This window comes from Thermogemmatispora sp., from assembly GCF_042408735.1.
In the GTDB taxonomy this organism is placed as follows: domain Bacteria; phylum Chloroflexota; class Ktedonobacteria; order Ktedonobacterales; family Ktedonobacteraceae; genus Thermogemmatispora.
In genome coordinates this window covers 1-14,430 of record NZ_JBHOQV010000005.1, presented here as the reverse complement: position 1 = coordinate 14,430, position 14,430 = coordinate 1, and the positions used below count along the sequence as shown (strand labels likewise).

Below are 14,430 nucleotides of genomic sequence, written 5' to 3'. Positions count from 1 at the left end.
TCCGTCTTTATCATGAACTATGATATAAATCCTTGTCAATACCCCCCTGGGTAAAACGTGCCAAGGAACCGGGCTTCTCTATCTATCAAAGGATAGTACCTTCTGAGAATTTCTGCAATATATAGCCAGCATTTTTATGTGATCTTAATATTTGGGGAAAGCATCATCTGTTAAAATAACTAAGCGAGGAGTCGGCTCTGTGGAAAGAACCCAGTAAAGCAGCATCAGAAAGCGGTTACCGCCTTTCCCCGAATTGTGGAGCTCTGTGAATCGGAAAAAGTCAGGAGCCTGATAGCGTCCAGGCTCCTGGCTCCTTGTTTACAAGAGGAAGAGCCTTGATCGATGTATCGCCTGGACTTTGAAACGATGAAGCAGGTCATGCGCGAACATCGCAAAACCGGACTCCTATATGCCGATCTCCCCTCGGGAGTCCCGGGGATGCCGGAGCCATGCCGCGTAGAGATCATTCTGCGCGCAGGAAACATCGTCTCCTGCTTTTTCGTGGGCAGGAGCGGGCGGCGTCTAAAGGAAGAAGACGCATCGCCAAAGCTCGCCCGCCTGGGAAAGCTCGACTGGACTTTTGTCCCCCAGGAAGAGGTTCTCACCGAGCCGCCCTCCGTACCTGGGCAGGGAAAGAACGTCATCACGGGGTCCCTGGCCTTCCCTCAGCGCCTGCTGCATCTGGAGCAGTGGCAGATGGTTGGTTGGTCGCGGATGCATCGGATGGTCTTTGCTCTGGCCGATGGAACACGCTCTGTGGAAAAAATTGCCGAGATTCTCTCGACCTCGCCCGAGGCGGTGCGCGCTGTCCTACGCGATCTCCAGGCGATCGGGGTCATCCGCTTATAAAGCCGCGGCATGTGACTTACTGATCTGCCAGGCTCACCCGGCAGGCCAGATGAGCCTGCTAGGCCGGCCAGACACAACAGTCAGAACACCAAAAAGGGCAAGCGCCCGGCTAGAGGAGGCTCTCTAGCGGGCGGGCATCTGGTGCGCTTTTCCTGATGCTCGGGCCTTTGCTACTGTCCAGCTAGCTATTTCTTTCTCTGCTGCGCTACTGGTTCTTGCCAGAACTAAGGAAGGAAAGGCTTCCCTATGAAAAGGATCACGGTCTCTGATCTTGATACAGCGAGTACGAATGCGCAAGTGCCCAGCTATTTGGCCTCTGACCAGCGCGAGAACCGCTGGCTACGCTGGTGGTACCGGCTGGCCTCCCCTGCACTTCCGGCGGCCTCGGCCTCCTTCCAGCGCCGCGAACTTTACCGGCGCGGACGCACGGGCAGTCAGATTCTCCCGGCCCTCTACGTCCTGCTGATCGTGGCTCTGCCTGCCGGCTTCCTCGGAACAAATTTCTACCTGGTGCCAATCGTCATCATCTGCTTCTTCTTGCTCGCGATTGCCACAGTCCTGAATCGCCTCGGCTTTGTCAACGCTGCCGGCTTCCTGGTGGTCTTGACCTTCATGTTCTTTCCCATCGCCGATATTGTAACCACGCCTGGTGGCATCAATATGATGGATCTGCCGGTCTTCGGCATGCTGATTCTGCCGCTGGTCTGCACTGTCTCCTTCTTGCCTCCGTGGTGGGTCTTTGTCGTTGCTCTCATCAACTGCCTCTTTACTTTTTTTGCACTGACCCAGCTTCCCCAGACGCCTGAGCTGATGGGCATGCTCGAAATCAACTTTAGTGGAGTGATCAGCCCTATCCTCATTAGCCAGATCATCATCTCGGTGGTGGCCTACGTCTGGGTCAGCAGTACAGTGCATGCCCTGGCCCGCGCCGATCGCGCTGAGGAGATCGCGCGCCTCGAGCACGATCTGGCCATGCAGGCTGAGGAGGCCGCCCGTCAAAAGGATCTGCTGGAGAATAGCATTCAGAAGATCGTAGAGACCCATACGCGCGTGGCCAACGGCGACTACAGTGCCCGTGTTCCTCTGACAGGCGACAATGTCCTGTGGCAGATCTCTGGCTCGCTGAATAACCTGCTATCTCGTATGCAACGTTTACATCAGGATGCCGCAGAGCTGCAGAAGATGAAGCAGGGTTTCTATCAGCTACGCGAGGAAAACAGGCGCCTGCGCGAAACTGTCCTGGCTTTGCAGCAGCTACGCGAGGAGGAGGGGCGCGGACGAGGAACCTCTCCCAATCTCTCGCAGTTTTCGCCGGACGATCCCAGAAAGCTCATGTGGCATACGGGGGACGAGCGCTTCTGAGTAACTCTAGCCTGGCCTGGTCCAGTCTGGTCTGAATGGGGCAGAGCCAGACCTCCTCCCGAACCGGCAAGCGCTGGCTCGCTCGTCTGGCCCTTCTCGCTGCGCTTTGTTCATGGTCCCCTGGAGCGGGGACAGGTGATTCTTTGCCCTGACCTGGCCGTGGTGGGGACAGCTAGCCCAGCCCGCCTTCAGCAGCGGCTGATGCTCTGCCCAGTCCGCTCAGTTGAGTGACAGGCTGGTCGCTCTGCCGCGAGCTATCCAGGATCGGGCCACGGGTCATTGAAACAAAAGCCAGGCTCAGGCGTATGTTCTCTATGGTATCATAGCTACCGGTGAGCAAGAAAGCGAGCGGCATGCTCCGAGAGCTGGATACCCAAGTAAGCACCCAATGAGTTCCTTTGTCGACTACTATGCCGTATTGGGGGTAGAGGCCAACGCCTCCCTTGCTGAGATCAAGGCGGCCTTCAAGAAGTTGGCGCTCCGTTACCATCCTGATGTCTACAAAGGCGAGGATGCCGACGAGCGCATGCGTTTGATTCTGGAAGCCTATCAGACGCTCAGCGATGCTGAGCTAAGGCGGGCATACGATGCGCGCCGGCGGGAGCAACTGGGCCTGGTAACTGCCGAGCGCGCGGGGGCAAGCCAGCGAGAAGGTCCCAGCGCTGGCAAGGCTGCCAGGGCTGAGGTCTCTCCACAAGCCCGTCGTGACCGCCAACGCCACTACGACTTCCCCACCCTGGACGGCCCTGCCACGATCTATCTGGGAGAGACTATCTATAGTCTTGACGCCGAGCAAGCGTCCACGCTGCGCGAGCAGGGAGTACTGCGCGGCAGCGTAGGGGGGGGCACTGTTCGCAAGGATGGAACTATCCACCTCCCTCTCTCAGACTCCCAAAGAGCGTCAGCGGGCGAGACGGGCTACTGTCATCGCTGCCATCATCGCTGGTCTCTCCCATCAGGGCAAGAGTCTGTCCCGGCTCAAGGAACGGCCTGTCCGCGCTGTCAGGCGCGTGACTGGTCGGAGTATCTGCTGCTACGCTGTGTTCACTGTCGGGCCGTCTTTGAAAGTGAGCAGATTCGCTATGAGATTGGGTCCTATCGCTATGGTGGAGGGAGGCTCTGCCAGCCCTACGAGCTGTTTCCTCTCTGCCCCTATTGTGCGCGCGCCCGCTGGTGTCCCGCCGAAGACGAGCGGCTTGAAAAGGAGCGTGCTGCTGCCGCACGTCGGCGCGGCCTCACTTTTCTGATGGCGCTGGGGTTGCTGCTAGCGGTGGTTGCCATGCTCAGCCTCATAGCCCTGACTACGCTCTTCCGTTGACCAGGACAGGCCCGGCTCTGTCCGCTGCTGGTCAGGCTCCTCTGCCGCGATCCAGTGCAAGAGCGTAGCTGGCTGTGGTCGGAGTCTATCGCAGGGGAGCAGGAGGAAAGCTCTATGACAGCCTTGCCTTTACAGGGTATTTATCCGCCCGTGCCTACCTTTTTTGATGCCAACGAGGAACTTGACCTGACGACCCTGGAGAGCCATCTCCGTTGGCTGGCAGCCAGCAAAATTGCCGGCTACGTCGTCCTCGGCTCTAATGGAGAGGCACCCCATTTGACCGGCGAGGAGCGTGAGCTTGTCATTCGTACCGCCCGTGGAGTCATCGATCAGCTCACTCAGGCAGAGGGGCTGGCCCATCCCAGACTTCTGCTGCTTGCTGGCTGTGGTGAGCAGTCGACGCGGGCCACCATTGCTGGCTGCGAGCGAGCGGCCCAGGCGGGGGCTGACGCAGTGCTGGTTCTGCCCCCCTTCTACTTCCGCGGACGGATGAATGAGGCGGCCCTGCTCGCGCATTACCGGGCGGTTGCCGAATATTCTCCCCTGCCGGTTGTCATTTATAACATGCCCGCCAATACTGCTGGCCTCGACCTGGAGGCCTCTCTGATCTGTCGGCTGGCCGAAGAGCATCCCAAGATTATCGGCCTCAAAGACAGCGCTGGTAACGTTGCCAGGCTGGCCCAGATCGCCGGCCAGTTAGCCGTCCACCGCCCTGATTTCGCCGTTCTGGCTGGAAGCGCCGGCTTCTTGCTGCCTGCGCTGGCGGTTGGAGCGCGTGGAGGAGTGCCGGCCCTGGCTAATGTCCTGCCGCGACAGGTCTGGCGTGTCCAGGCCCTTTTTGAAGACGGACGCCTGGAAGAGGCCCGCCGCCTGCAGGCCCGCCTGGTTCCCCTCAATACCTTGCTGACCACCACCTATAGCGTTGCGGGCCTCAAGGCAGCGCTCCAGCTGCTCAACGGCTATGGGGGCCGACCCCGCTCGCCAGTCCTGCCGCTCGATGAGCAAGAGCTGGCTCAGCTCAAGTCTCTGCTGGCCACCTTCGCGGATGAGGAGCGCTCGAATGGCTAGCTGGCTGGGCTAATCGCTGGCGGCCCTGGCCGTCAGGAAGGAAAGTAGCCCCCGGTCAGAATCTCTCCTTCTGAAGGGACTGGCTCGAGGACTGTACGGCAAACCCCACCACAGGCGTGAGCTGGCGTCGCTGACGGCGAAAGTCAAGGCAGCCAGACAAACTCACGCCTGGTAGAATCGCTGGACAGCTTACTCGACCGTGAAGGTAGCTACCTGGGCTAACTGGGCATCGCTGCAGTCGGAGGTTGTGCACCAGTAGATCTCGACCGCTCCCTGGCCAGCAAGATTATAGTAACCAGCGAAGTAGCCCGCATTGTAGTCCGGCTGCACCTGCAGAACTTTATTGTCGAAGGCGTGTACATTATCGAGGTACCACTTGGCTACCATATATCCATTACTGCCGCTCTTTATCTCAAAAGTGGCATAGATAGTCTGGTGTATCTTAAAGGTTGTCGTCAGATGGGTAGGGGCCACATCCTTCACCTGATCGGCCATCTGTACCTTCGTGACGATAGCCGCTGCCGAAGGAACGATTGGCGAGCCGGATGGTGAAGGACCCTGCTGATTAGAAGAGGTTGGGGTAGTGGGGGTTGCCGTTGGAGTCAGCAGGCTATTGGCGGTGGCCTCATCCGCCGAGGCAGTTGCGGCAACGGCGGTCGCGGTTCCATTGAGGCTGCTCACCACAGAGTTAGAAGCATTGCGGACGATGATGAAGAAGCCACCGCAGCAAGCCGCAACGATGACCAACAGAATAGCGCCGACAATCAGCAGCACCTTGCCAACGTTACTCTTGCGTGGAGGAGTAGGCGGCGGGCCATAGGGTCCTGTAGGAGGGGGACCGTAAGGGCCAGTAGGCGTATTGGGAGGGCCATAAGGGGCAATCCCCTGGGGACCGTAGTTCGTCGCTGGAGGCGGAGGGGGAGGAGTCTCCTGATACGAGCCAGCGGCCACCGTTGGATCGTAGGGGGTCTGACCAGCAGAAAGGTTGTATGGTGTGGGATTGCCGCAGACTGGGCACGAGGCTGCTCCCGTGGGAAGAGCTGCCCCACAACGGTTGCATTGCATGGGAAAAACCTCCTCGCTCAAATGGACCAGCAGCCGGAAAATGTCACCGGAACCGGAGCTAAGGCCCAAAAACCGCTCAGATGCTAGCGATGCTTGCCCGGGCCCTTCCTAGGCGATGGCTCCAGGTCTGGCGCTGGCATTCTTCATTACTGACCGCCCTCCTTGGCCTGGCTCGCTCGCTGCTCTCCCAGGATAGCACGCATGGCCTTGGCTGCCAAGTGGCTGCTAGCCACACTTAAAGAGAACGCTCCCGATGGGAGCATTTTGCGGCCCGCCTGCCTGCTGATTCTTACCGGAAGGCGCTGGGCAGGTTGACGGTTGCCTGGAAGCGGATTTCTACCTTGAGCGACAGCCGTTCAACCTGCCACGACGGTGAAGGTGACATGCTGAGCCAGGACGCGATCGCTGCATTGTGTTGTACTTGCCCAGTAAAGGTCGACGCTTCCTGTTCCGGGCTGGCCATAGATAGCATAGGAGTAGCCAGATTGGCTGTAGGGCCTGACAGGAAAAGCGAAATTGGTCACGCTATTCCCGTTGAGATACCAGTACACACAGACAGCCCCGGCCTGCCCATGAGGGTGGAGCGCGAAGGTGACGTAGATGGCCTGATTGGTCTTAAAGGTCGTCGTAACCTCTGTCGGCTGACCAGTCTGCGTATTGACAGCGCTGGCTAGCTGGGGCTGATCGATGTACGCCTGGCCGGGCAGGGCCGTTGCCGAGGGAGAAGCGCTGGCGCTGGCCGTTGGCGTCGTCTGGTTGCTGCGGCCCGCGACAACGGTTGCCGTATTCTGGAGGCTGGCGCTTCCCCCAGTGGGGTTGACGACCATAGTAGTGGCCATGAACCAGACGAAGAGCAGGATGATCGCCGCCGTTACCAGACAGGCGGCTGAGGCGAAGAAGCCGAGGCGCACGTGGCTGGAACGGTGAGGGGGAGCGGGAAAGGCCGCCCCCGCGCTGGGAGGTGTAGCCGGTGAAAACTCCTGTGGAAGCGGGCCTTGTTGAAGCGGCGTCCCCGGTAGCCAGAGCGGCTGCTGCTGTTGCTGCGGTGGCTGTGGGGCAAGCGGGGGCTGGAAGACCGCTGTTGGGCTGGCAGGGTCGGCATCGCTCCAGTCCCCACCTCCTAGCGGCAAGGGCGTTGGCTGAGGCGCCGGCCCCGACTGGGGCCAGCTCGGAAAAGGCATCTGCTGCACGGAGGTCGGAGCGGATCCCACAGCGCCAGCCTGAGCCTGGGGCATGGGGGTTGGCACGGCTCCCCACTGATATTCAAACGGCGCTGCCCGATCGGGACCCAGGGGCGCCGACGGTGAAGGCCCCTGGCCCAGGACGGAGCCACAGCGAGGGCAGCGGCTATCGGTCCATGTTGGCGAGAGCGGCAGGCCGCAGTGCGAGCACCTTCTCATCGATTGTTTCTCCCATACATGCTCACGAGTGATCTCAGCGTTATTTCCCGTTACTTTTTAAGTAACGGTCGGCGGGCCGGCCACCGCGCAGCTCTTCCCCTGAAAAGGCTATCGGAGGAGGCTGCGGCGAGACCTGCTGACGGGAACAGCCCGGAGAAGGCCAGACAGCTATATACTGGCCGCTATCTATGATATAATGTGGTTCAAGTTCGTAGCGGTCGCTGCTGAAGTACCACGGGCAGAGAATAGCACATCTCTCTGAAGCAGAAAGGTCGGATAAGACATCTGGCCTGGTTGACCTGAGACTATCTGGTCCTCTCCCTCAGAGGAAAAGGGGCATCTGCCATTCGTGGCCTACGAGAGAGGCAGTAACCAGAACAGGGTGACAGGACGTGTCGCAACAGTGTGAAGTGGAGCAGGTGCTAGGTCAACACCTCTCACGGTTACAAATATGCTTGCAACGCGCATCGGGCGAAAGCTCTGGCCCCGAGGAAGGGAGCGATGCCTGGCTGTTTCTGCAGGCGCTGGCCGGGGAAGATGAGGCCGAGCTGCGCAGCCGCTTTGAGCGCTCAGGGCACTGGCTGGCGGAGCAAGGGGGGAAACTGGATGCCCGTCTGGAGGCCATGCAGGCCTATATCGAGGCCCTCAGCGAGGAGCTGCAGGCCATTTTCGCCGATCAACCTCAGCTTCTGGCCGCCGCCCTGGCGCGCCTTTACCGCCTGCAATCTGCCTGCTCGCTGGCGCTGACTCATGGCTACCAGGAAGCGATGAGGCAGATCGCCGACGAACAGCGGCGTTCGCTGGAGCGTAACAGTCAGCACCTGCTGGCGCTGCAGCGCATCAATGGCATCAACAACTCCAGCATGGATCTTGACCAGAGCCTGGAGCTAACGGCGCGCATTGTCGCTGACGAGCTGCAGGTCTCGCTGTGTGCCATCTTCCTCTACGATGAGCTGCAGCGTCTCCTGACGCTGCGAGCGACAAATGGCCCGCGCCCCCTTGGTGGCATGCATTTCACCTTGCGCCTGGGTGAGGGATACAGCGGCTGGGTGGCCGATAAAGGTCATCCCCTGGTAGTCCGCGACGTGATGAGCGACCCGCACTTTGCCGCAGAGGCCACCACCTACGATACGGAGTATCACGGCTTGCTGGCCCTGCCGATTATCTTCTTCGGCTCGGTTGAGCGCCTGATCGGAGTCATCAGCGTGCAGTCGGAGGAACCGCGGGAGTTCACGCCCGACGAGATCAACTTTCTGGAGGTGGTAGCGGGCATCATCGCTATCAACGTTGAGAATGGGCGCCTCTACGAGCAGACGGATGAGCAGCTGCGGCGCAAGGTCCACGAGCTGGCCACTATTCACCGCGTGACCACGGTCATTGCGCGCACCCTGAACCTCGACGAGGTGCTGCAGATGATCACCACCCAGGCGGTGCACCTCAGTGGCGCCGAGCGCTCCTGCATCTTTGAGCTGGATGCCGAAACGCAGACACTGCACATTCTGGCCCACTATGGCTTTGGCGGCAGCCAGATCCAGCAGGCGCGCGTCAAAGTGGGCGAATGCTGTGCGGGTCGAGCCGTGCAAACAGGGCGTCCGATTATGCTCGTCGACTGCTTCCAGCAGGACGAGAAATGCTTTTTGCGCGCTGACCCTTTCATCTCGTCCGAGATCCATTCCGTGCTTTGTGTGCCGCTGGAGGTGAAAAGGAAGGTCCTGGGATGCATCTGCATCTACAGTAGTCACAGGCACCTGTTGAGTCCAGAGCAGATGCAACTGGTGGTGACCTTTGCCAATGAGGCTGCTATCGCCATCGAGAACGCGCGCCTCTATGAGGAGACGCGGCGAGGCCTGGAGCTGAAGTCGATGCTGCTGCGCGAGCTGCATCACCGCGTCAAGAATAACCTGGCCACGGTGGCGGGCATCCTCTCGCTGCAACGCCGGCGAACGCGCTCACCAGAGGTGGGCAACACCTTGGCGGAAAGCGTGAATCGAGTTCAGGGGCTGGCGGCTACTCACGACCTGCTGGCCCATGAGGACCTCAGTGAGGCGCGAGTGGATGATATCGCGCGCAAGATTGTGGGCGTCGCCAGCGCCAACCTCAGCCCACCTGAGGCCCACATTACCTTTAAGGTTGAGCCTTGTCCGATCGTGATCCCCTCGCGCGCGGTCACGATCCTGGCCCTGGTACTCAACGAAATGGTCTCCAATGCTATCAAGCATGGCATGGCTGATCTAAACGAGGGAACGGTGTTAGTACGGGGACGAGAGGAGGAGGGCATGGTGGTGGTCGAGGTCATTGATACGGGCAGGGGGCCGAAGAAGCCCTTAGAGGAAGAGGAGAGCGGCGAAGGGCTGGGCCTCTCGCTGATTCGCAATCTGCTGGCTGATCTGCGTGGGCGCTTCAGCCTGCGACGTGTGGCCGAGCTGAAGCCGCCGGCCAACACGCCTGGCCTCAAGCCGATCTGCGGGGGCTATACGGTGGCCGAGGTGCGCTTTCCTTTGACGCGCGCTCTCTAGCCTCCCTGGCCGCTTTCCGTAGCGGCGGGCCAGCGGACCAGGTCTGCGAGCAGCTGCCTCGGGTGAGCCTTTCTCTGAGGGACCGTGGCAAAAGTGGGGCAGGCAGGCAGAGCGGGCTGTCTGATCTCTTCGACTTCGCAGCTCAAGGCGAAGGAAGGCGGGTCGGTTGGGGTCGCTCTGCGGGCCTCTGGTGGCGTCCCCGTGGTTGGGAGAAGGTGATGACATGTCAATTCAAGAGCGGAAACCGAGAATTCTCATTGTTGAGGATGACGAAGCTATTCTTAATGTCCTCAGTCTTTTTCTCTCCTACGCTCATTTTGAGGTACGTGGGGCACGTAGCGGGCGAGAGGCGATGGAGCTGGCGCGCAGCTTTGACCCCCAGCTGATCGTCCTTGATCTGAACATGCAACCTGTCTCTGGCTGGGAGGTACTGCACTGGCTGCTGGTCAACCGGTTGAGTCCACCTATTCGGGTCCTCGTCCTGACGGCCTCGACCCGCCTGAGCGAGCAGATACGTGGCCTGGAAGAGGGGGCCGTTGACTATCTGACCAAGCCGACGCAGCCCAGTGTCCTGGTGGAGCGCATTCGCAGCATTCTCTCGATGAGTGACGAAGCCCTGCTTTCGCTGCTCCAGAAGCGTTTGCTGCAGCAGCGCCGCGTTCTGGAGCAGCTGCTTCAATCGGATAAAGATGGATTTTTCTATTAGGACTCAGGAAACAGAAACGGTTGAAAGGGCCTGCCCGCAGGCGGTGCAGAAGCGCGTATTGGCCGTATGGATGCGTCCGCAGGCGGGGCATTGATTGATCGGGCAGCCGCAGCGGGTGCAGTAGCGCATCTGGGGCTTATTGAGATGTTGACAATTGGGGCAGAGATAGCCAGCAGTACGCGCCTGAGCGAGACCGGCCGCGGCAGGCATGCCGGGCGGCGCGGCTGAGGGCGCCTGAGCGCGTTGAGGGGGTGGGGGAGAGAAACCTTCTCTGTGATAAGCTGGCAGCCGACCGGTAGCATGGATAGCCAGATCGAGCGCGTCGGCCAGCTCGCTGGCGCGCTGGTAGCGCTGGGCGGGATCCTTCATCAGGGCCGTCAGGATCACCCGTTCCACCGGTGCCGGGAGGGTAGGGTTGAAGCGGCTTGGCGGGGGCGGTGGCTCATAGAGATGGCTATGGGCCAGAGCCGGGTAGTTATCGCCGATGAAGGGCGTGCGCCCGGTCAAAGCCTCGAAGAGCATCACCCCCAGGGCATAGATATCGGCCCGACCGTCGACCTGCCCCCCCATACATTGCTCCGGAGACATATATTCCGGTGTGCCGACGCCGGCGCCTGGGCGCGTTAGCTGTTCATGGCTGCTGGCCAGGACCTTGGCGATCCCGAAGTCGGAGAGGATAGGCCGCCCAGAGCGATCCATCAGCACGTTGACAGGTTTGACGTCCCGGTGGATGATCCCCTGATCGTGGGCATAGCTGAGGGCGTCGGCGATCTGGCGGAAGATATGCGCGGCCTCGGGCAGATCCATCGTCTTGCCCTGGGCGCGGAGCTGGTCGAGCCGCTGTTTCAAGGTACCCCCGTCGACCAATTGCATAACGATGTAGAGCAGCCCGTTATACTCGCTGGCGTCATGGACGGTGACGATATTGGGATGGGAGAGGCGAGCGACCAGGCGAGCTTCCAGGTTGAAGCGCTCGACGAAGTTGCGGTCTGAGGCATACCAGGGCGGGAGCACCTTAATAGCGACCTCGCGGTCCAGGTTCTCCTGGCGGGCGCGATAGACGCGCGCCATACCGCCCTGGCCCAGGGGAGCCAGAATCCGATAGTTCCCGAGTGTTGCTCCGATCAGCTCATCGCGTTGTGGCTGCACAACTCACCCCATTGAAGCGGGCACCCTGGCAGTGGCTGCCGGGCCAAAAAGCCAGCAAGCAACCAGCCGCGGCATGCGAGGCGTTGCGGCGCGGCGGGTGCCCGACCGATGTGACACACCTTCCGAGCCTGCCTGACCTGGCGAAAGGAAGGCAAACTCGGAGCTGAGAAACCAAAACCAACAAGCCAAACCCAACGATGCCGGGCCGAGCTAGGCCCGACAGAGCCAGTACGAGGCCAGTCAGGCCAGGTGACAGGAAGCTGAGCCACAGATCTGTCATCAACGTTTGGCGAACACAAGCACGGTCTGTCCGAGCTGGATTTTATCTCCCTCCTGGAGCGGATAAGGCTGGTACTTGTTGATCATCTGTCCATTGAGTCGGGTGCCATTAGCGCTCCCCTCGTCCTTGAGGGCATAGTTTCCATTGCCCATGTTGATGATCGAAGCGTGCAAGCGAGAGACAGCCAGATCCTCCAGAAAGATATCGCTTTCGCGGCTGCGCCCGATGCTCAGGGAGTCCTTGCGGATCTCGTAGACGCGCCCAGCCTCTTTCCCCTCCTCGACGCGCAGGATGCCGATGCGGCCTTGAGGGCCGGTTGTGCGCAGCATAGTCCTATCGGCCTCGGAGAAAGCGGAGGGAGCGAGGTCCTGGGGTTGACCGAACTGGCCGGGCTGGCCAGTGGGTCCCGGAGCGAAGCCGGGCAGGGAGACCGGCTGCTGAGCCTGCTGAGGCTGCTGCCAGGGGCTGCCTGTGGATGAAGGAGGGGCAGGCGTGGCGGGGACCTGACCCATCATGCCGGCGCCCTGCGGTGGCTGTAGTCCCTGGCCCCAAGGCTGAGACGGGCTGGCGCTCTGGGCTTGAGCCTGGGCCCAAGGATCGGTCGGAGCTGGCTGTCCTGCTCCTGGCTGGCCGCTCTGGCCCCAGGCGGGCATGGCCGCTGGCCCGCTGCCGGCCTGCGGCTGCTGTGACAATCCCCAGGGCGCTGTGTTGCCGCTCTGGGCCGAAGCCTGGCCCCAGGGATTTTGAGCTGCCGGCTGCTGGCTCTCCCAGGGTGAGGCCGGGCTGGGACTGGCGGGTGGGTTATCCCAGCCGGAGCCTGAGGGAGAGGGGGCCCCTTGAGCCTGGGGCTGGGGCTGGCCTGGCGGCATGCCCCAGGGAGAGCTTTGCGCCTGTGCGCCCCAGGGAGACATCTGCTGGGCTTGTTGTTGCTGGGCCTGGGGCTGGGCGGACCAGGGAGCCGGCTGTGGCTGAGCTGGGGCGACTCCGGCACCTCCCCAGGCGGCCGGCTGCTGAGCCGGACTCTGGGCCTGGGCGCTCCAGGGCGCGAACGGAGGCTGCTGCTGCTGTGGCTGGGCCATACCGGGGTTGGGGCTGCCCCATCCGCCTGGCTGCTGTGATTGAGCTGGCTGACCCCAGAACTGGTCAGGCACGTTCCCTGTCGCTTGCTGGCCCCACCCTCCAGGAGCGGCCTGGCGCTGCCAGTCAGGTGCCTGGGCCTGCGCGGCGCTCGTCTCCTCATCGCGCTTCTTGCCGCTGCTGCGTATCAGCAAGATGGCCCCCACGATCAGGATGATAACGACGACCGCTGCAATAACGAGGATGAGCGGACTCGATAGTAGATTATGCATACTGGTTCACCCCTCCGAGTTGTAGGAGCTGCCTGGCCGATCCACATATCCTGGCGGAGAAAGCGACCGCGTGGGCCGTCCCTACAACTGCAAAATAGCGTAATAGCTCAGCGCAGTTCAAAGCGAACCTCGACGCTGCCGAAGCGGAGAATATCTCCATCCTTGAGTACATGCTCCTCATGCGGTGCAAGAACTACTCCATTTAAGCGGGTTTTGTTGAGAGCGTTCAAGTCTTCAACTGTAAAGGTACCATGTTGATTGCGAATATAGGCATGCCGTCTGCCAACTGTCTTATCCATCAGGTTGATCTCGGGATAGATCCCCAGAATCGGATCGTGGCGACCGACGACCATTTGCTCACCGGTGAGAGGAAAGACCTGACCCGTGGCGATGACGACCAGGCGGGCCTGCTTTTGGGGGGGCAGACGGGGAGGAGCGGGCCGCTCTCCCTCGGGCGGCTCGGCGCGCTCATCGACGCCGAGCTCGTGAACGCGCTGCTGCAGTTGCTCCAACGCTGCCAAAAACTCCTGGGGAGTCTGATAGCGCTCCGTGGGTGCCTTGGCCATAGCCTTCTGGAAGAACTGGTCCATCTCCGGCGGCAGCCCTGGCCGCTGCCGGCAGATCGAGGGCACTTTCTCATTCATGTGCTTGATCACGATATCTACGGCTGTCTCGCCCTCGAATGGCGGGTGGCCAGTCAGCATTTCAAACAGGACGGTGGCGACCGAATAGAGATCCGAGCGTGTGTCTGCCGAACGCCCGCTCTCGGCCTGCTCGGGCGCGATATAGTAAGGAGTGCCCATGAACATATTTGACCGGGTCAGGGTGACCGTCTCGCTGCTGCGCGCTAGCCCGAAATCGGTGATTTTGACGACGTCTTTGGTATTGATGAGAATGTTCTGCGGCTTGATATCGCGATGGACCACTCCATGTCGGTATGCTACGTCCAGCCCCTCGACAATCTGGTGGGCGTAGTTGAGGGCCCGCGAGGGCTTCAGCGGCCCATAGGTGATCGTGTGGTACTTGAGATTCTGCCCGTCGATGTAGTCCATCACGATAAAGTGCATGTTGTGATCTTCCCCATAGTCGATGATGCGCACAATGTGGGGATCACTCAGGTGCAACAGGATGCGGGCCTCACGCTGAAAACGGGCCAGCAGCTCGCTGTCCCCGGCCAGCTCAACGTGCAAGACTTTAATGGCGTAGATGTGGTTGTTTTCGAGGTCGCGAGCAACATAGACGGTGGCGAAGTTGCCCCGCCCTCTTTCGTCAATCAGTTTGTAGCGACCCTTGATGACACGCCCGATCATGTCACCGTCCATGGCGCAATCTCCTACTTAAAGGCTATTCCTCGCGGCTATTATAGCA

At 60.7% G+C, this 14,430-nt stretch carries 11 protein-coding genes; 6 read left to right on the top strand and 5 right to left on the bottom strand.

The window, feature by feature from the left end; translation table 11 throughout:
- The first annotated feature begins 342 nt into the window (after window positions 1-342).
- The 4 genes from ACFMO7_RS00620 to ACFMO7_RS00605 all read left to right on the top strand — a co-directional run bounded on the left by ACFMO7_RS00620 (window position 343) and on the right by ACFMO7_RS00605 (window position 4,597).
- Window positions 343-849 (top strand): hypothetical protein, encoded by a 507-nt coding sequence (locus ACFMO7_RS00620; RefSeq protein WP_376793605.1) that lies wholly within the window; start codon window positions 343-345, stop codon window positions 847-849.
- Window positions 850-1,095: 246 nt separating this feature from the next.
- Complete coding sequence (locus tag ACFMO7_RS00615) at window positions 1,096-2,211, top strand: hypothetical protein (protein WP_376793604.1); 1,116 nt, start codon at window positions 1,096-1,098, stop codon at window positions 2,209-2,211.
- A 388-nt stretch (window positions 2,212-2,599) separates the two neighbouring features.
- The gene (locus ACFMO7_RS00610) at window positions 2,600-3,529 is read left to right on the top strand and encodes a DnaJ domain-containing protein (protein WP_376793603.1); all 930 of its coding nucleotides are present in this window, start codon (window positions 2,600-2,602) and stop codon (window positions 3,527-3,529) included.
- 114 nt (window positions 3,530-3,643) lie between these two features.
- Complete coding sequence (locus ACFMO7_RS00605) at window positions 3,644-4,597, top strand: dihydrodipicolinate synthase family protein (protein ID WP_376793602.1); 954 nt, start codon at window positions 3,644-3,646, stop codon at window positions 4,595-4,597.
- Window positions 4,598-4,786: 189 nt separating this feature from the next.
- On the opposite strand, the gene ACFMO7_RS00600 is transcribed toward ACFMO7_RS00605, so the two are convergent.
- Together ACFMO7_RS00600 and ACFMO7_RS00595 are read right to left on the bottom strand one after the other, a co-directional pair.
- Window positions 4,787-5,662, bottom strand: a complete 876-nt coding sequence (locus ACFMO7_RS00600; RefSeq protein ID WP_376793601.1) for a hypothetical protein — start codon at window positions 5,660-5,662, stop codon at window positions 4,787-4,789.
- Between the two features lie 356 nt (window positions 5,663-6,018).
- Window positions 6,019-7,062 carry a hypothetical protein gene (locus ACFMO7_RS00595; protein ID WP_376793600.1) on the bottom strand — a complete coding sequence of 348 codons (1,044 nt, stop codon included), beginning with the start codon at window positions 7,060-7,062 and terminating at the stop codon, window positions 6,019-6,021.
- A 455-nt stretch (window positions 7,063-7,517) separates the two neighbouring features.
- Between ACFMO7_RS00595 and ACFMO7_RS00590 the strand changes: the two genes are divergently transcribed.
- Together ACFMO7_RS00590 and ACFMO7_RS00585 are read left to right on the top strand one after the other, a co-directional pair.
- Window positions 7,518-9,578 (top strand): GAF domain-containing protein, encoded by a 2,061-nt coding sequence (locus tag ACFMO7_RS00590; RefSeq protein WP_376793599.1) that lies wholly within the window; start codon window positions 7,518-7,520, stop codon window positions 9,576-9,578.
- A 223-nt stretch (window positions 9,579-9,801) separates the two neighbouring features.
- On the top strand, window positions 9,802-10,284 hold the full coding sequence (locus tag ACFMO7_RS00585; protein ID WP_376793598.1) for a response regulator transcription factor: 483 nt from the start codon (window positions 9,802-9,804) through the stop codon (window positions 10,282-10,284).
- A gap of 3 nt (window positions 10,285-10,287) precedes the next feature.
- Here the strand turns inward: ACFMO7_RS00585 and ACFMO7_RS00580 are convergent, their stop codons facing one another.
- The 3 genes from ACFMO7_RS00580 to ACFMO7_RS00570 all read right to left on the bottom strand — a co-directional run bounded on the left by ACFMO7_RS00580 (window position 10,288) and on the right by ACFMO7_RS00570 (window position 14,384).
- Window positions 10,288-11,433, bottom strand: a complete 1,146-nt coding sequence (locus ACFMO7_RS00580; protein WP_376793597.1) for a serine/threonine-protein kinase — start codon at window positions 11,431-11,433, stop codon at window positions 10,288-10,290.
- Between the two features lie 279 nt (window positions 11,434-11,712).
- Window positions 11,713-13,062 carry an FHA domain-containing protein gene (locus ACFMO7_RS00575; RefSeq protein WP_376793596.1) on the bottom strand — a complete coding sequence of 450 codons (1,350 nt, stop codon included), beginning with the start codon at window positions 13,060-13,062 and terminating at the stop codon, window positions 11,713-11,715.
- A 107-nt stretch (window positions 13,063-13,169) separates the two neighbouring features.
- Window positions 13,170-14,384, bottom strand: coding sequence for a protein kinase (locus ACFMO7_RS00570; protein ID WP_376793595.1), 1,215 nt, complete (start codon window positions 14,382-14,384; stop codon window positions 13,170-13,172).
- Window positions 14,385-14,430: the final 46 nt, after the last annotated feature.